We start from the raw sequence: 16,433 nt of genomic DNA on the forward strand, positions 1-16,433 counted from the left end.
GAGCGGCGGATGAGCACGCGAACCGTGCTGCATGAGGCCGACATCGCCAGAGCCCTGACTCGGATCTCCCACGAGATCCTGGAGTCCAATCGCGGTCCGGAAGGACTGGTGATCCTCGGCATCCCGACGAGAGGGGTTCCGCTGGCCCGTCGCATCGGCGCCCTCGTCTCCGACTTCGGCGGCTCACCGGTGCCCGTCGGGTCTCTCGACGTCACGATGTACCGCGACGACCTCGCCAACAACCCCACCCGCGCGCCGCACCGCACGGACATCCCGGCGGGCGGCATCGACCAGCGCACGATCGTCCTGGTCGACGACGTGCTCTTCTCCGGGCGGAGCATCCGAGCCGCTCTCGACGCGCTCCAGGACATCGGACGCCCGGCCGCGGTGCGGTTGGCCGCCCTGATCGACCGGGGTCATCGGGAGCTTCCGATCCGCCCCGACTTCGTCGGCAAGAACCTGCCGAGCGCACGCGACGAGCGTGTCAACGTCCGCCTCGCCGAGACCGACGGCGTCGAGGAGGTGACGATCGAGTCATGAGGAACCTCCTCGACACCCGCACGCTCGGCCGCGAGCAGGCCCTGCGCATCCTCGACGTCGCCGAGGACATGGCCGATACGCAGCAGCGCGAGATCAAGAAGCTGCCGACGCTGCGCGGCAAGACGGTGGTGAATCTCTTCTTCGAGGACTCGACCCGCACCCGCATCTCCTTCGAAGCGGCGGCGAAGCGCCTGTCCGCCGACGTCATCAACTTCTCGGCCAAGGGTTCGAGCGTGTCGAAGGGGGAGTCCCTGCAGGACACCGCCCAGACGCTGCAAGCCATGGGAGCGGATGCGGTCGTCATCCGACACGGCGCATCCGGCGCTCCGCGAACCCTCGCCACGAGTGGCTGGATCACCGCCGGCGTGGTGAACGCCGGCGACGGCACGCACGAGCATCCCACGCAGGCACTGCTGGACGCGTTCACCCTGCGCAAGCGCCTGTTCGGTGCCGACAGTCGCGGCCGCGACCTGTCCGGGGTGTCCGTCGCGATCGTCGGTGACATCCTGCACTCGCGCGTCGCACGCTCGAACGTGTGGCTGCTGCACACGCTCGGCGCGCGGATCACTCTCGTCGGTCCGCCGACCCTCATCCCGCAGGACGTGTCCGCCTGGCCCGCCGCGATCGAGTACGACCTCGACCGAGCCATCGCCGCCGGCCCCGACGCGCTCATGATGCTGCGCATTCAGCTCGAGCGGATGAATGCGGCGTACTTCCCGACCGAGCGCGAGTATGCGCGAGCGTGGGGACTGGACGGCGAGCGTCTCGACGCCCTGCCGGCCGATAGCATTGTCATGCACCCTGGGCCGATGAACCGCGGTCTGGAAATCTCCGCCACGGCGGCGGATTCGCCGCGATCCACGGTGCTCGAGCAGGTCACCAACGGCGTATCCGTGCGGATGGCCGTGCTGTACCTGCTGCTTGCGGGCGAACGCCCCGCCTCCGAGAAAGAAGGTGCGTCATGAGCGGAACGTACGTGATCCGCGGTGCGCGGCCCGTCGGCGCCGCCGCGCTCGACCTCGTCGTCGCGGACGGCCTGATCCAGGAGATGGGCAGCGGGCTCAGCCGAGCCGGAGCCCAGGTCATCGACGCCGACGGACTCGTCGCCCTTCCCGGTCTGGTCGACCTGCACACGCATCTCCGGGAGCCCGGCTACGAGGCCTCCGAGACCATCCTCACCGGCTCGCGGGCGGGCGCGGCGGGCGGGTACACCGCGCTGTTCGCCATGCCGAACACATCCCCCGTCGCGGACACGGCAGGAGTCGTCGAGCAGGAGCTCGCGCTCGGAGAGGCAGCCGGCCTCGTCGACGTGCAGCCCATCGGCGCGGTCACGGTGGGGCAGAAGGGTGAGCGGCTCGCCGAGCTGGGGGCCATGGCCCGCTCCCGCGCGCGCGTTCGCGTGTTCAGCGATGACGGCTTCTGCGTCTTCGATCCGCTCATCATGCGTCGCGCGCTCGAGTACGTGAAGGCGTTCGACGGGGTCATCGCGCAGCATGCGCAGGATCCGCGTCTGACCGAGGGCGCTCAGATGAACGAGGGCGCGGTCTCCGCCGAGCTGGGTCTCGCCGGCTGGCCCGCGGTCGCGGAGGAGTCGATCATCGCCCGCGACGTCCTGCTCGCCGAGCATGTCGGCTCCCGCCTGCATGTCTGCCACCTCTCCACGGCCGGCAGCGTCGACATCATCCGCTGGGCGAAGAAGCGGGGGATCGCGGTGACCGCCGAGGTCACCCCGCACCACCTGCTGCTGACCGAAGAGCTCGTGCGCGGGTACGACGCGCGGTTCAAGGTGAACCCGCCGTTGCGGCGGGACGAGGATGTGCGAGCGGTCCGAGAGGGACTCGCGGACGGGACGATCGACATCGTCGCGACCGATCACGCACCGCATCCCGCTGAGGCGAAGGCGTGCGAATGGCAGGCCGCGGCCAACGGCATGGTGGGACTCGAGAGCGCTCTGCGCGTCGTGCACCAGGCCATGGTCGAGACCGGCCTGCTGGACTGGGCGGACGTCGCTCGCGTCATGAGCAGTGCTCCCGCCGCGATCGGCCGCCTGCAGGCGCACGGCCGTCCTCTCGCCGTGGGCGAGCCGGCCCATCTGGCGCTGTACGACGACAGCGTTCGCGCGACGTTCGCGGTCGACGATCTGCGTGGACGCAGCACCAACTCGCCCTATCTCGGGCGCGAGCTGCCGGGGTCGACCCGGTGGACGTTCCGCGCCGGCACCGCGACCGTACGGGACGGGGTCGTTGTGGATGCGGCGGAGGTGCACGCATGAGCAGGGAGGGCGCGCTGCTGGTGATGCTCGCCGTCGCGCTGCTGTTGATCGGGCTCATGCTCTGGGGCTGGCTGCGACGAGTGCGACGAGACAGCGGCCTTGCCGCGCCGCTCGGTTCGCCGCCCGCCGACGCAGAGGTGCTTGCACGCTTCGCCGGCCTGTATGTCGCGACGACCGCGCACGAGACCGCCCTGGAACGCCTCGCCGTTCGGGGACTCGGATTCCGCGCCAAGGCCGACCTTCTCGTCACCGACGCCGGTGTGGCGCTTCTGGCCCACGGCGGCGAGCCGGTGTTCATCGACAGAATGCGCCTCGTGTCCGCTCAGCAGGCCACGGTCACGATCGACCGCGTGGTCGAGCGGGACGGGCTGGCCCGTCTCAGCTGGCGCATCGACGACGACACGCTCGTAGACTCCTACTTCCGCCCGCAGGACGCCTCGGCTCGCGCGGTCGCCGCCGCCCTCGACGCGATCCTGCCCCACCCCACCTCGACGGGAACCGACGTATGACTCTCTTCCGCACCGGACCGGCCGTCCTCGTCCTCGAAGACGGCACCCGCCACGCCGGCCGCGCCTACGGCGCCACCGGGACCACCCTCGGCGAGGTCGTCTTCGCCACCGGTATGACCGGCTATCAGGAGACCCTCACCGACCCCTCCTACGCGGGACAGATCGTCCTGCAGACCGCGCCCCACATCGGCAACACCGGTGTCAACGACGAGGACACCGAGTCGCGGCGCATCTGGGTCGCCGGCTACATCGTGCGCGACCCCTCGCGCGTCGTGTCCAACTGGCGTGCCGAGGAGTCGCTCGATGACGCACTCACGAACGACGGCATCGTCGGCATCAGTGGCATCGACACCCGTGCCGTGACGCGCCACATCCGCTCGGCCGGCAGCATGCGCGGCGGAATCTTCTCGGGCGACGCCGCGGCGATCAACCCCGAGGAGCAGCTGCGCATCGTGCGCGAGGCGCCCGCGATGGCGGGACAGAACCTCTCCGCATCCGTCTCCGTCGTCGAGACCGAGATCACCCCCGCCACCGCGGAGCGCGTCGGCAACCTTGCCGTGCTCGACCTCGGCGTCAAGCAGGCCACAATCGACAACCTCGCCGCTCGCGGATTCGACGTGCACGTGCTGCCGCAGACCGCCACGATCGAGGAGATCCGCGCGATCGACCCCGTCGCGGTGTTCTACTCCAACGGCCCCGGCGACCCGGCGGCATCCGCCGATCACGTCGAGCTGCTGCGTGCGGTGCTCGATGAGCGCCTGCCGTTCTTCGGCATCTGCTTCGGCAACCAGCTGCTGGGGCGCGCGCTGGGCTACGGCACGTACAAGTTGCCCTTCGGCCACCGCGGCATCAACCAGCCCGTCATGGACCGCACGACCGGGCGCGTGGAGATCACCGCCCACAACCACGGCTTCGCAGTGGATGCGCCGCTCGACGGCGTGAGCGACAGCCCGAACGGCTACGGCCGCGTCGAGGTCAGCCACGTCGGCCTCAACGATCAGGTCGTCGAGGGGCTACGCGCCCTCGACATCCCCGCGTTCAGCGTGCAGTACCACCCGGAGGCCGCCGCCGGCCCGCACGACGCGAACTACCTCTTCGACCGGTTCCGGGACATGGTCATCGCCGAGCAGAGCAAGAAGGACACCAAGTAATGCCCAAGCGCGACGACATCCGCTCCGTCCTCGTCATCGGCTCCGGCCCGATCGTCATCGGTCAGGCCTGTGAGTTCGACTACTCCGGTACCCAGGCGTGCCGTGTGCTGCGCGCCGAGGGCGTTCGCGTGATCCTGGTCAACTCGAACCCGGCCACGATCATGACCGACCCCGACTTCGCTGATGCGACCTACATCGAGCCCATCAACTGGCGGGTCATCGAGACCATCATCGCCAAGGAGCGCCCCGACGCGATCCTGCCGACCCTCGGCGGCCAGACAGCGCTGAACGCGGCGATCGACCTGCACAAGAACGGTGTGATGGAGAAATACGGCATCGAGCTCATCGGCGCCAACTTCGAGGCCATCAACAAGGGCGAGGACCGCCAGATCTTCAAGGAGCTGGTGATCGAGGCCGGAGCGGATGTGGCCGCCTCCGTCATCTGCCACTCCATGGACGAGCTGCTCGCCGGTGCCGAGAAGCTCGGGTACCCTCTCGTGGTTCGCCCCTCCTTCACCATGGGCGGACTGGGCTCGGGCTTCGCTTACGACGAAGCCGATCTGCGCCGCATCGGCGGCGCCGGTCTGCACGACTCGCCCACGAACGAGGTGCTCCTGGAGGAGTCCATCCTCGGGTGGAAGGAGTACGAGCTCGAGCTCATGCGCGACACCGCCGACAACACGGTGGTCGTCTGCTCAATCGAGAACGTCGACCCCGTCGGCGTGCACACGGGGGACTCGATCACGGTCGCCCCCGCGCTCACGCTGACAGACCGCGAGTATCAGAAGCTGCGTGACATCGGCATCGAGATCATCCGTCGCGTGGGTGTCGACACCGGCGGCTGCAACATCCAGTTCGCCGTCGACCCCGTGACCGGGCGCATCATCGTGATCGAGATGAACCCGCGCGTGTCGCGCTCCTCGGCGCTGGCGTCGAAGGCCACGGGCTTCCCGATCGCCAAGATCGCCGCCAAGCTCGCGATCGGCTACCGCCTCGACGAGATCCCGAACGACATCACCAAGGTGACCCCGGCGAGCTTCGAGCCGACGCTGGACTACGTCGTCGTCAAGGTGCCGCGCTTCAACTTCGAGAAGTTCCCCGCGGCCGACACGACACTCACGACGACCATGAAGTCGGTCGGTGAGGCGATGGCGATCGGTCGCAACTACGCGACGGCCCTGCAGAAGGCGCTGCGATCGCTGGAGAAGCGCGGCTCCAGCTTCCACTGGGGTGACGAGCAGCGCTCGGTCGAGGAGCTGCTCGAGATCGCGGCCACCCCGACGGACGGGCGCATCGTCGTCCTGCAGCAGGCCATGCGCAAGGGAGCCACGATCGAGCAGGCGTTCGAGGCGACGGCGATCGATCCCTGGTTCCTCGATCAGATCGCGCTGATCAACGAGGTGGCCGAGTTCGTGCGCGCGGCCGGCGAGCTCGATACCGAGGTGTTGCGGGTCGCGAAGGAGCACGGCTTCAGCGACGCGCAGATCGCCGAGCTGCGCGGCATCGGCGAGGCCGAGGTGCGCGGCATCCGCCACGCCCTGGGGCTGCGGCCCGTCTACAAGACGGTCGACACATGCGCCGGAGAGTTCCCCGCTCTTACGCCGTACCACTACTCGAGCTACGACGCCGAGACGGAGGTGTCGCCGTCGGAGCGCACCAAGGTCGTCATCATCGGCTCCGGCCCCAACCGCATCGGTCAGGGCGTCGAGTTCGACTATTCGTGCGTGCACGCGAGCTTCGCGCTCTCGGATGCGGGCTACGAGACGGTCATGATCAACTGCAACCCGGAGACGGTCTCGACCGATTACGACACGAGCGACCGTCTGTACTTCGAACCGCTCACGCTCGAAGACGTGCTCGAGGTGCTGCATGCGGAGAGCGCGTCGGGCGAGATCCTCGGTGTCATCTGTCAGCTCGGAGGCCAGACCCCCCTGGGGCTTGCGAAGGGCATCGAGGCGGCGGGCTACCGCATCCTGGGCACGAGCCCCGCCGCGATCGACCTGGCGGAGGAGCGCGAGCTGTTCTCGCGCCTGCTGGACGACGCGGGACTGGTCGCGCCGCGCAGCGGCACGGCGATCGACGTCGACGGCGCGGTGAGCGTCGCCGAGGAGATCGGCTACCCGGTGCTGGTGCGCCCGAGCTTCGTGCTCGGCGGCCGCGGCATGGAGATCGTCTACTCGACGGAGGCACTGCGCGACTACTTCGTCCGCATCGCCGACGCGGCCATCATCGGCCCGGGGCTGCCCCTGCTCGTCGACCGCTTCCTGGACGACGCGATCGAGCTCGACGTGGACGCCCTGTTCGACGGTCAGGAACTGTACATCGGCGGCGTGATGGAGCACCTGGAGGAGGCGGGCATCCACTCCGGCGACTCCTCCTGCACGCTCCCTCCCGTGTCGCTGGGCCGCACCGACGTCGACCGTGTCCGTGAGGCGACGCTGGCCATCGCCCAGGGCGTGGGCGTGCGGGGCCTGTTGAACGTGCAGTTCGCGATCAGTGCCGGCGTGCTCTACGTGATCGAGGCGAACCCGCGCGCGAGCCGCACGGTGCCCTTCGTCTCCAAAGCGCTCGGCATCCCGCTTGCGAAGGCCGCCAGCCGGATCATGGCGGGCAGCTCCATCGCCGAGCTCAAGGCCGAGGGGATGCTTCCCGAGCAGGACGGCTCGCGTGTTCCGCTGGACGCGCCCGTCGCCGTCAAGGAGGCCGTGCTGCCCTTCAAGCGGTTCCGCACGAAGGACGGCCAGACCGTCGACTCCGTGCTCGGGCCGGAGATGCGCTCGACCGGCGAGGTCATGGGATTCGACCGCGATTTCCCGACGGCGTTCGCGAAGAGCCAGCAGGCCGCCTACGGCGGTATGCCCCTGTCGGGCACGGTGTTCATCTCGGTCGCCGACGCTGACAAGCGCGCCGTGATCCTTCCGGCCCACCGCCTCCAGGAACTCGGCTACGAGCTCGTGGCGACGGAGGGAACGGCGGAGATCCTCGCTCGGAACGGCATCGCCGTGCGCACCGTCAACAAGTACTCGGCGACGCAGGAGACAGGGGAGACGAACATCGTCGATCTCATCAATGCGGGTGAGATCGACATGATCGTCAACACGCCCAGCGGCGGCCTGGCGCGCGCAGACGGGTACGAGATCCGCGCGGCCGCGGTGGCCGCGGACAAGGCACTGTTCACGACGATGGCTGTGCTCGGCGCCGCCGTCAGCGCGTTGCCCGTGCTGCGCGAGGGGTTCGACGTGAAGAGCCTGCAGGAGTACGCGGTGGAGCGGGCGGCGCGCGCGTGAGCGCAGCCGGTTTCGGAACGCGGCTGCAGGCCGCGCTCGACGAGTACGGCCAGCTGTGCGTGGGGATCGACCCCCACGCACAGCTGCTGCGCGCCTGGGGCCTCAGCGAGGATGCGGCCGGGGTGCGCGAGTTCGGTCTGCGCGTCGTGGATGCGGCCGCGGGGCGCGTGGGCGTCGTGAAGCCGCAGGTCGCCTTCTACGAACGGTTCGGGTCGGCGGGTTACGCCGCTCTCGAGGACGTCCTCGCTGCGGCGAGGGATGCGGGCTTGCTGGTGATCGCCGACGCGAAGCGGGGCGACATCGGTACGACGATGGACGGCTACGCCGCCGCATGGCTCGAGCCCGGTGCGCCCCTGGAAGCCGACGCGCTCACCCTCAGCCCCTATCTCGGACCGGAGTCCCTGCACGAGACCATCACCCGCGCGATCCGGGCGGACAAGGGCGTGTTCGTCCTCGCTGCGACGAGCAATCGCGAGGCGGCCGCCGTGCAGACCGCCATCACGGTCGATGCCTCGGCAGGTGACGACGAGCCGATCGCGGCCCGCGTCGCTCGTGAGGTCGGCTCCTACAACGTCGGGAGCGCGGGAGCCCTCGGCCCCGTCGGCGTGGTGGTGGGAGCGACGCTGCAGCGCACATCGTTCGGACTCACCGACACGGTGCTCGCCGGGACCCCCATCCTCGCTCCGGGTTTCGGTGCGCAGGGCGCACAGCCGTCGGATCTCGACACTCTTTTCGGCTACGTCGCGGCGCAGGTCGTGGCCAGTGAGAGCAGGAGCATCCTGTCTGCTGGTCCGGCCGGCTTGGTCGCCCGCATCGACGAGAGGCGCGCACTCTATTCGGAGGTTCGCCGTGGTTGACAGTCGAACGCCGCCCGAGGTCGACCGTGCCGCGGCGTCGCGCCGAGCCGTCGAGGCCCGTCGCGCCCGCGCATCGCTCAAGCGCGACCTCGCCACGCGCGTGATCAGCGGCCAGGAGGTGCTGCGACGTGCGGTCGCCGCCCCCGCATCCGCCGCCGGAACCCTGCGCGTCCCCGAGTTCCTCACCTCGCTCCCGGCCATCGGAGAGGGCAAGCGGGATCGCATCCTCGCCGAGCTCGGCATCTCGCCCGTGAAGCGTCTCGGCGGCCTCGGGGTGCGCCAGCGCGCCGCGCTCCAGGAATGGCTCGACGGTCGTCTGCCGGAACCCCAGCCGCGCGCCGCCCGCAGCCGTCTGCTCGTCCTCGCCGGTCCGACGGCGGTCGGCAAGGGGACCGTGGCCGCCCACATCCAGGAGCACTATCCGGAGATCCTCCTCTCCGTCTCCGCGACCACGCGCCCGCCCCGCCCCGGCGAGGTCGACGGCACGCACTACTTCTTCGTGGACGACGCCGCCTTCGACGATCTCATCGCACGCGGCGAACTGCTCGAGTGGGCGACCGTGCACAACAAGTACCGCTATGGCACGCCTCGTGGGCCGATCGAGCGCGCCTTGGCCGACGGTCGCACGGTGCTGCTGGAGATCGATCTGCAGGGAGCCAGGCAGGTGCGGGCGGCCGCGCCGGACGCCGCACTCGTGTTCCTGCTCCCGCCCAGTTGGGACGAGCTCGTGCAGCGCCTGGTCGGACGAGGCACGGAGGATGCGGAAGAACGCGCCCGGCGTCTGCGCACCGCGCGGGTGGAACTGGCCGCCCAGGGGGAGTTCGACTACCGGGTCGTGAACGCAGAAGTCGCCGAGGCCGCGCGTGAGGTCGTAGAATTGACGAAGGCTTCCGCGCGTCCGTCGTGATGCGTCGTCGTCGAACGACTCTCCGCCGACATCCCCGAACCAGGAGGTACCGCCATGGCTGGGACCAACCAGGGCATCATCGAGCCCCCCATCGACAGCCTTCTCGACAAGGTCGACTCGAAGTACCAGCTCGTCATCTACGCATCCAAGCGGGCGCGCCAGATCAACGACTACTACTCGGATCTGCACGAGGGCAACCTCTTCGACAACGTGGGCCCGCTGGTGGACTCCACGATCGAAGACAAGCCGCTGACGATCGCGCTGCACGAGATCAACGAAGACAAGCTGCGGCTGCGTCACGCCGAGTGATCTGATCACCTCGACGCTCCCCCCGGCACCCTGGTGTCCGGGGGGAGCGTCACAGTGGGGGGTGTCCCTCACGTCCTGAGTGGAGTTGCGATGACCGAGCTGCGTCTGTTCACGTCCGAATCCGTCACCGAAGGGCATCCGGACAAGATCTGCGACCAGATCTCCGACAGCATCCTCGATGCGATCATCGCGGAGGATCCGACTGGTCGCGTCGCGGTCGAGACTCTCGTGACGACGGGTCTCGTGCACGTCGCCGGCGAGGTGTCGACGCGTGCCTACGTCGAGATCCCCGCGATCGTGCGCGACGTCGTCAACCGCATCGGTTACACCTCCAGCGACACCGGCTTCGACGGCGACTCCTGCGGCGTCTCCGTGTCGATCGGCGCGCAGTCCTCCGACATCGCGGCCGGCGTCAACCAGGCGTTCGAGCAGCGCGAGGGACGCTCGGTGGACCCCCGCGACGAACAGGGTGCCGGCGACCAAGGCATCATGTTCGGTTTCGCGACGACCGAGACCGCGCAGCTCATGCCGATGGCGGCGTGGACCGCGCATCGGATGGCCGAGCGCCTGGCCGCGGTGCGCAGATCCGGCACTCTCGATTTCCTCCGTCCCGACGGTAAGACGCAGGTCACCCTCGGCTACGACGGCCACACTCCGAAGACGGTGGAGTCGGTCGTACTCTCCACGCAGCATCATCCCGACATCGGTCAGGACGAGCTCCGCGAGCTGGTGCGTCGCGAGGTCATCGATCCCGTGCTCGCCGACACCGGACTCGACACGCCCGACGTGCAGTACTACATCAACCCCGCCGGCCCCTTCGTGACCGGCGGCCCCAAGGGTGACGCCGGGTTGACCGGACGCAAGATCATCATCGACACCTACGGCGGCGCCGCGCGCCACGGCGGGGGAGCCTTCAGCGGCAAGGACCCCTCCAAGGTCGATCGCTCCGCCGCGTACGCCATGCGCTGGGTCGCCAAGAATGCGGTCGCGGCGGGTCTCGCCGAGCGGCTCGAGGTGCAGGTCGCGTACGCGATCGGCAAGGCGAGTCCCGTCGGCCTGTATGTCGAGAGCTTCGGCACGGGGCATGTGAGCGACGAGACGATCACCGCGGCCATCCTCGACGTCTTCGACCTGCGGCCCAAGGCCATCATCGACCAGCTGGATCTGCTGCGTCCCATCTACTCTGCGACGGCCGCCTACGGTCACTTCGGCCGCGAGCTCCCCGGGTTCACCTGGGAGCGTCTGGATCGCGTCGACGAGTTGCGCGCCGCAGCCGGGCTCTGAGATGACCGGGGCAGCCGGCCCCGCTCGGCTCGTCGCGCGCGTGCTGCTCGACTCGCCGCTTCCGCAGCTCGACCGCCTCTTCGACTACGCGATCCCGACCGAGTTCGACGAGGACGCGGTGCCCGGAGTGCGTGTCCGCGTTCCGCTGCGCAGTGCCGGCCGCGTCGTCGACGGGTTCCTCATCGAGCGCGGCGAGGAGACGGACCACGAGCGTCCGCTTTCCGAGCTCGACAGCGTGGTATCGCCGATGCCCGTGCTGCCTCCGAGCCTCTACGGCCTCGCCCGACGCGTCGCCGATCGCGCGGCAGGATCCGCATCCGATGTCCTCCGCCTCGCGGTGCCGAAACGGATGGTGCGCGCGGAGAAGGCATGGCTGCATTCGCCCGTACCCGACGTCGAGGCGCCCCATGCCGACGCGGTCAAGACCGCAGAAGAGGTCCTCGCGGCGTTCCCGCACCTGGCCGAGGGGATCCGCGCCGGCGAACGCCTCGCCGTGGATGCGACGCCGCGCGTCGTGGAGCTCGCTGAGGGCGGCACGGTCGGATCATGGGCGGTCCTCGTCGCGGCAGCAGCGACAATCACCCTCGCGGCGGGGCGGAGCGTGGTCATCGTCGTTCCCGACCATCGTGATCAGGAGCAGGTGATGACCGCCCTCGCGGGGCGTGTGCCCCCGAACGCGCTGGTGCAGTCCGACGCGCGCCAGACCGGTCCCGCGCGCTACGGCGCGTACCTGCGCACCCTCTCGGCGGCTCCCTGCATCGTCGTCGGAAACCGATCCGCCGTCTATTCGCCCACCAGTGACACGGGACTCGTCGTCATCTGGGACGACGGCGATCCGCTGCTCGCAGAACCGCTCAGCCCCGGTGTGCACGCGCGCGATGTCGCGCTGCTGCGCCAGGAAAGCGAGCAGAGCGCCCTGCTGGTGCTCGGTCACACGCGCACCACGGATGTCGAACGGCTCGTTCAGATCGGTTGGTTCCGTCAGATCGCGGCGGCGCGTCGGGTCACGCCGCGCGTCGTCCTGACGGCGACATCCGACGCAGTGGCGCAGGCGCGCATCCCTTCCTCGGCGTTCCAGGCCGTGCGCGACGCGCTGACGGAGGGCCCCGTCCTGGTTCAGGTGGCACGTCCCGGGTACGCGCCGGTGGTGGTCTGCTCCTCCTGCCGCGCGCCCGCGCGCTGTCTGCACTGCTCCGGGCCCCTCCGTGTGCGCAGACAGGGCAGGCCCCCGGAGTGCTCCTGGTGCGGACGCGGGATCGCCGGCTGGCAGTGCGCCGTATGCGAGGGTCAGCATCTGCGTCTCGCCTCGTCGGGAAGCGAGCGCACCGCCGACGAGCTCGGTCGAGCCTTCCCCGGGACTCGCGTGATCGTGGCGGACGGCGACCATCCTGTCGCGCGCGTCGAGCACCGCCCTGCGCTGGTGATCGCGACCCGGGGCGCGGAACCGATCGCAGACGGCGGTTATCGTGCGGTGCTGCTCCTGGACGGTGACCGGATGCTGCTGGCCGAGGACCTGCGCATCGGTGAGTCGTGTCTGCGGTGGTGGTCGAACGCTGCCGCGCTGACCGCGCCCGGCGCGCCCGTGCTGCTCACCGGGGTCGCCGGGCCGGTCGCCCGCGCGCTGGCCACCTGGACACAGGCCGCCTACGCCCGCGCGGAGCTCGCCGACCGTGCGATGCTGCATCTGCCGCCGGCGGTGCGGGTCGCCGTCGTGGAGGGGGAGCCCCGAACCGTGCACGAGGCCCTCGCGCAGCTGCGTGCCGAGGTTCCCGCGCTCGATCCGGACGCCGTCCTCGGGCCGTCCGAGATCCTCGGCGAGGATCCGCCCCGCTCGCGTGCCCTCGTGCGTTTCGACTACGGCCACGGCAAGGCCGTGACGGGGTCGCTGCGGGCCGCGGTCGTCGCCGACGCCGTCCGCGCTCGTCGTGCGCGCGGCCGGACCCCCGCGCGCAGCCGGAATACACTCAGAGTTCGGGTGGACGTGCCCGATCCCGAGCTGTGAGGAACCCGATGCGTCTTGTCTTCGCGGGAACGCCCGAACCCGCCGTCGCCTCGCTGCGCGCTCTCGCCGCTACCGATCACGAGCTCGCGTGCGTCGTCACCCGCCGCGACGCGCCCGTCGGACGCAAGCGCGTGCTCACCGCGTCGCCCGTCGCCGACGCCGCCGCCGAGCTGGGCCTCGAGGTGCTCAAGACCGACCGGCTGGATGCGGAGGCGACCGAGCGCATCGCGGCGCTCGAGCCGGATCTCGGCGTCATCGTGGCGTACGGCGGCCTCGTACGGGATCCGCTGCTGAGCGCACCGCGTCTGGGCTGGATCAACCTCCACTTCTCGCTGCTGCCGCGCTGGCGCGGAGCCGCGCCCGTTCAGCGGGCGCTCATCGCCGGAGACAGCGAGACCGGAACGAACGTGTTCCAGCTGACCGCGGGTCTCGACGAGGGCGACGTATACGGGGGAACCCGCTACCGCATCCCGGCGACAGTCACCGCCGGCCGCGTCCTGGAGGATCTCGCGCGCGACGGTGCCGCGGCGCTCGTCGACGTCGTCGACCAGCTGGCGGCGGGGACCGCTCGAGGAGTCCCGCAGGCGGGGGAGAGCACGTACGCGGGCAAGCTCACCGCAGAGGATGGCCGTCTGGACTGGACGCAGCCGGCGGATGCGGTCCTGTCGCGCTTCCGGGGCACGACGCCCGAACCGGGCGCCTTCACGACGGTCGACGGCGTGCGCGTGAAGATCCACGACATGCATCGCGCGGAGCACGCCGCGGCCTTGGCGCCCGGGGTGATCCGCGCCGTGCAGTCCGAAGTGCTCGTCGGTACCGCGACCGACCCCGTCGCGCTCGTGCGCGTGCAACCGGCGGCCAAGGCGGCGATGGCCGCGGGCGACTGGCTGCGCGGTCTTCGCGCCCCGGATGGGGTGGTGGCGTCGTGAGCCGCTCCGATCCGCGGCGGGTGGCCTTCGACACGCTGCGCGCCGTCGCCGCATCCGACGCGTACGCGAACCTGCTTCTGCCGGTCGAGATCGCGCGAGCCGGGCTCGACGCGAAGGATGCGGCCCTGGCGACCGAGCTGACCTACGGAACCCTCCGGCGTCTGGGCACCTACGACGCGATCATCGCGTCGGCGGCAGGTCGTCCCATCGACGAGATCGACGAGGACGTGCTCGACGCCCTGCGACTGGGCGCGCATCAGCTGCTCTCGACCCGCATCGCCTCCCACGCGGCCGTGCACGAGACGGTGGGGCTCGTGCGCGAGACGATGGGAGCTGCGCCCACCGGGTTCGTCAACGCCGTGCTCCGAAGGATCTCCCGCGACACGCCGGGGGAGTGGCTCGCCCGTATCGAGGCGGCGGCACGTTCCGACGACGAAAGGCTGGGTCTCGCGTATGCGCATCCGGTCTGGGTGATCCGCGCCTTCCGCCGGGCGCTGGCCGCCGAAGGGCGCGTCGACGAACTCGAAGACCTGCTGCGCGCGGACAACGCGTCGCCGCGGGTCTCACTGGCGGTGCTTCCCGGTCTCGCAGATCGGCCCGCCGATCTCGCGCCGACGCGATACTCGCCCGTGGGCGCGCTCTCCGCCGGCGGCGACCCCGAGCCGCTCATCCGAGCGACCGGCGGCCGCATCCGCGTGCAGGACGAGGGCTCGCAGTTGGCGGCGCTCGCTCTCAGCCGCGCCGTGCCGGTGACCGCAGGGGAGCGATGGCTCGATCTGTGCGCGGGACCGGGCGGCAAGACCGCCCTGCTCGCCGCGGAGGCGCTGGCCGGCGGCGCGCTGCTGGAGGCGAACGAGATCGCGCCGGCCCGTGCGGGCCTCGTGCGTCAGGCTCTCGCGGGTGTCCCCGCCGAGGTCGCGGTGAGCGAGGAGGACGGACGGTCGCGTGCCGGGCGGGCCCGTTACGACCGCATCCTGGTCGATGCGCCGTGCACGGGCCTGGGTGCGCTGCGTCGGCGACCGGAGGCGCGCTGGCGGAAGTCGCCGGGAGACGTGGCGGCTCTGGCGATCCTGCAGCGGGAGCTGCTGGAGAGCGCGCTCGATGCGCTGACGCCCGGGGGCATCGTCGCCTACGTCACGTGCTCGCCCCACCTGGCGGAGACGAGCGCGGTCGTGGCCGAGGTGCGTGAGCGCCGAGGCGACGACATCGAGGAGCTCGACGCCCGCGCCGTGCTGCAGGGCCTGGCGAGCCACCCCCTCGATCTGCCGACGCCCGCCGACGGCGCGGGACGCGCCCAGCTGTGGCCTCACCGCCACGGGACGGACGCGATGTCGATTTCGCTCCTCCGGCGACGCGCGTGAGCGTCGCCGATAATGGCAGGGTGAGCGCTCCCCGCATCAACCCTTCGATCCTCGCCGCAGACTTCGTCAACATGCAGGCGGAGCTCGGTCGCATCTCCGGTGCCGACTTCGTGCATGTCGACGTCATGGACAACCACTTCGTGCCGAACCTCACCTTCGGTCCGCAGATGGTCGAGCGGGTGCAGGCGACGAGTCCCGTGCCGCTGGACGTACACCTCATGATCGACGACCCCGACCGCTGGGCACCCGGATACGCGGAATTGGGCGCAGCATCGGTGACCTTCCATCTGGAGGCGGCCGCCGACCCCGTCGCCCTCGCACGACGGCTGCGTCAGATCGGCGCACGTGCCGGGGTGGCCATCAAGCCGGGGACCTCGGAGGAGCCGCTTCTGGAGCTGCTGCACGAGTTCGATCAGATCCTCGTGATGACGGTGGAGCCGGGTTTCGGCGGGCAGTCGTTCATGCCGGAGACGATGCCCAAGCTCGCCCGTCTCGCCGATGCCGCGCGCCGGGTCGACTCGGCGGTCTGGCTCCAGGTCGACGGCGGTATCGCTCCGACCACCATCGAGCAGGCGGCGTCCGCCGGTGCGGACACGTTCGTCGCCGGCTCCGCCGTGTTCGGCGCGGCGGATCCGGATGCGGCGATCGCCGGCCTCCGGGCGCAGGCCGCCGATGCGAGGGCCCACCGCCACTGAGGGCGACATCCGCGCCGGTCGGCGGACGGTACCCTAGGACGGTGAAGACGTTCGACGACCTGTTCGCGGAGCTGGAGCTCAAGGCCCGGACGCGACCGGCCGGATCCGGCACCGTCGCGGAGCTGGATGCCGGTGTGCATGCGATCGGCAAGAAGATCGTCGAAGAGGCGGCAGAGGTCTGGATGGCCGCCGAGTACCAGAGCGACACGGAAGCGGCGGAGGAGATCTCCCAGCTGCTCTACCACCTGCAGGTGCTCATGCTGGCCAAGGGCCTGACGCCCGCGGACGTGTACCGACATCTCTGATGCCCGCACCCGCCGCATCCGTCAC

At 70.3% G+C, this 16,433-nt stretch carries 15 protein-coding genes; all 15 read left to right on the forward strand.

The features are described from left to right. The first annotated feature begins 9 nt into the window (after nucleotides 1-9). The 15 genes from pyrR to EHF32_RS04345 all read left to right on the forward strand — a co-directional run bounded on the left by pyrR (nucleotide 10) and on the right by EHF32_RS04345 (nucleotide 16,408). Nucleotides 10-540: a bifunctional pyr operon transcriptional regulator/uracil phosphoribosyltransferase PyrR gene (gene pyrR / locus EHF32_RS04275; protein WP_137416972.1), complete on the forward strand. Its 531-nt coding sequence runs from the start codon at nucleotides 10-12 to the stop codon at nucleotides 538-540. Then, on the forward strand, nucleotides 537-1,505 hold the full coding sequence (locus tag EHF32_RS04280) for an aspartate carbamoyltransferase catalytic subunit (protein ID WP_137416973.1): 969 nt from the start codon (nucleotides 537-539) through the stop codon (nucleotides 1,503-1,505). The genes pyrR and EHF32_RS04280 overlap by 4 nt, the downstream gene beginning before the upstream one ends. After that, a complete protein-coding gene (locus EHF32_RS04285) occupies nucleotides 1,502-2,812 on the forward strand; it encodes a dihydroorotase (RefSeq protein WP_137416974.1) in 1,311 nt (436 codons plus the stop codon). Before EHF32_RS04280 ends, EHF32_RS04285 begins: the two co-directional genes overlap by 4 nt. Further along, nucleotides 2,809-3,321, forward strand: a complete 513-nt coding sequence (locus EHF32_RS04290; RefSeq protein ID WP_137416975.1) for a PH-like domain-containing protein — start codon at nucleotides 2,809-2,811, stop codon at nucleotides 3,319-3,321. The genes EHF32_RS04285 and EHF32_RS04290 overlap by 4 nt, the downstream gene beginning before the upstream one ends. Beyond that, entirely contained in the window at nucleotides 3,318-4,472 is a 1,155-nt protein-coding gene (carA, locus tag EHF32_RS04295) for a glutamine-hydrolyzing carbamoyl-phosphate synthase small subunit (protein ID WP_137416976.1), read from the forward strand. The genes EHF32_RS04290 and carA overlap by 4 nt, the downstream gene beginning before the upstream one ends. Next, entirely contained in the window at nucleotides 4,472-7,759 is a 3,288-nt protein-coding gene (carB, locus tag EHF32_RS04300) for a carbamoyl-phosphate synthase large subunit (protein WP_137416977.1), read from the forward strand. The genes carA and carB overlap by 1 nt, the downstream gene beginning before the upstream one ends. After that, nucleotides 7,756-8,616, forward strand: a complete 861-nt coding sequence (pyrF, locus tag EHF32_RS04305) for an orotidine-5'-phosphate decarboxylase (protein WP_137416978.1) — start codon at nucleotides 7,756-7,758, stop codon at nucleotides 8,614-8,616. The genes carB and pyrF overlap by 4 nt, the downstream gene beginning before the upstream one ends. After that, on the forward strand, nucleotides 8,609-9,523 hold the full coding sequence (gene gmk / locus EHF32_RS04310) for a guanylate kinase (protein ID WP_137416979.1): 915 nt from the start codon (nucleotides 8,609-8,611) through the stop codon (nucleotides 9,521-9,523). The genes pyrF and gmk overlap by 8 nt, the downstream gene beginning before the upstream one ends. Before the next feature lie 54 nt (nucleotides 9,524-9,577). After that, nucleotides 9,578-9,832 (forward strand): DNA-directed RNA polymerase subunit omega, encoded by a 255-nt coding sequence (gene rpoZ / locus EHF32_RS04315; RefSeq protein ID WP_137416980.1) that lies wholly within the window; start codon nucleotides 9,578-9,580, stop codon nucleotides 9,830-9,832. Nucleotides 9,833-9,922: 90 nt separating this feature from the next. Continuing rightward, nucleotides 9,923-11,116: a methionine adenosyltransferase gene (gene metK / locus EHF32_RS04320; protein WP_137416981.1), complete on the forward strand. Its 1,194-nt coding sequence runs from the start codon at nucleotides 9,923-9,925 to the stop codon at nucleotides 11,114-11,116. A 1-nt stretch (nucleotide 11,117) separates the two neighbouring features. After that, nucleotides 11,118-13,118 carry a primosomal protein N' gene (locus tag EHF32_RS04325; RefSeq protein ID WP_137416982.1) on the forward strand — a complete coding sequence of 667 codons (2,001 nt, stop codon included), beginning with the start codon at nucleotides 11,118-11,120 and terminating at the stop codon, nucleotides 13,116-13,118. Nucleotides 13,119-13,126: 8 nt separating this feature from the next. Next, on the forward strand, nucleotides 13,127-14,047 hold the full coding sequence (fmt, locus tag EHF32_RS04330) for a methionyl-tRNA formyltransferase (RefSeq protein WP_137416983.1): 921 nt from the start codon (nucleotides 13,127-13,129) through the stop codon (nucleotides 14,045-14,047). Continuing rightward, nucleotides 14,044-15,408, forward strand: coding sequence for an RsmB/NOP family class I SAM-dependent RNA methyltransferase (locus EHF32_RS04335; protein WP_238343787.1), 1,365 nt, complete (start codon nucleotides 14,044-14,046; stop codon nucleotides 15,406-15,408). The genes fmt and EHF32_RS04335 overlap by 4 nt, the downstream gene beginning before the upstream one ends. Before the next feature lie 71 nt (nucleotides 15,409-15,479). Continuing rightward, on the forward strand, nucleotides 15,480-16,103 hold the full coding sequence (gene rpe / locus EHF32_RS04340) for a ribulose-phosphate 3-epimerase (protein ID WP_238343830.1): 624 nt from the start codon (nucleotides 15,480-15,482) through the stop codon (nucleotides 16,101-16,103). Nucleotides 16,104-16,144: 41 nt separating this feature from the next. Further along, on the forward strand, nucleotides 16,145-16,408 hold the full coding sequence (locus tag EHF32_RS04345) for a phosphoribosyl-ATP diphosphatase (protein WP_137416985.1): 264 nt from the start codon (nucleotides 16,145-16,147) through the stop codon (nucleotides 16,406-16,408). The last annotated feature ends 25 nt before the right edge of the window (nucleotides 16,409-16,433 follow it).

The organism is Microbacterium sp. RG1 (genome assembly GCF_005347485.1).
Classification (GTDB): domain Bacteria; phylum Actinomycetota; class Actinomycetes; order Actinomycetales; family Microbacteriaceae; genus Microbacterium; species Microbacterium binotii_A.

Excerpts from the sequence above, each read along its gene's own strand:
- carB (WP_137416977.1), top strand. The coding sequence starts at position 4,472 with ATGCCCAAGCGCGACGACATCCGCTCCGTCCTCGTCATCGGCTCCGGC.
- carA (WP_137416976.1), top strand. The coding sequence starts at position 3,318 with ATGACTCTCTTCCGCACCGGACCGGCCGTCCTCGTCCTCGAAGACGGC.
- metK (WP_137416981.1), top strand. The coding sequence starts at position 9,923 with ATGACCGAGCTGCGTCTGTTCACGTCCGAATCCGTCACCGAAGGGCAT.
- rpoZ (WP_137416980.1), top strand. The coding sequence starts at position 9,578 with ATGGCTGGGACCAACCAGGGCATCATCGAGCCCCCCATCGACAGCCTT.
- fmt (WP_137416983.1), top strand. The coding sequence starts at position 13,127 with ATGCGTCTTGTCTTCGCGGGAACGCCCGAACCCGCCGTCGCCTCGCTG.
- EHF32_RS04290 (WP_137416975.1), top strand. The coding sequence starts at position 2,809 with ATGAGCAGGGAGGGCGCGCTGCTGGTGATGCTCGCCGTCGCGCTGCTG.
- rpe (WP_238343830.1), top strand. The coding sequence starts at position 15,480 with ATGCAGGCGGAGCTCGGTCGCATCTCCGGTGCCGACTTCGTGCATGTC.
- EHF32_RS04280 (WP_137416973.1), top strand. The coding sequence starts at position 537 with ATGAGGAACCTCCTCGACACCCGCACGCTCGGCCGCGAGCAGGCCCTG.
- EHF32_RS04285 (WP_137416974.1), top strand. The coding sequence starts at position 1,502 with ATGAGCGGAACGTACGTGATCCGCGGTGCGCGGCCCGTCGGCGCCGCC.
- pyrR (WP_137416972.1), top strand. The coding sequence starts at position 10 with ATGAGCACGCGAACCGTGCTGCATGAGGCCGACATCGCCAGAGCCCTG.
- EHF32_RS04325 (WP_137416982.1), top strand. The coding sequence starts at position 11,118 with ATGACCGGGGCAGCCGGCCCCGCTCGGCTCGTCGCGCGCGTGCTGCTC.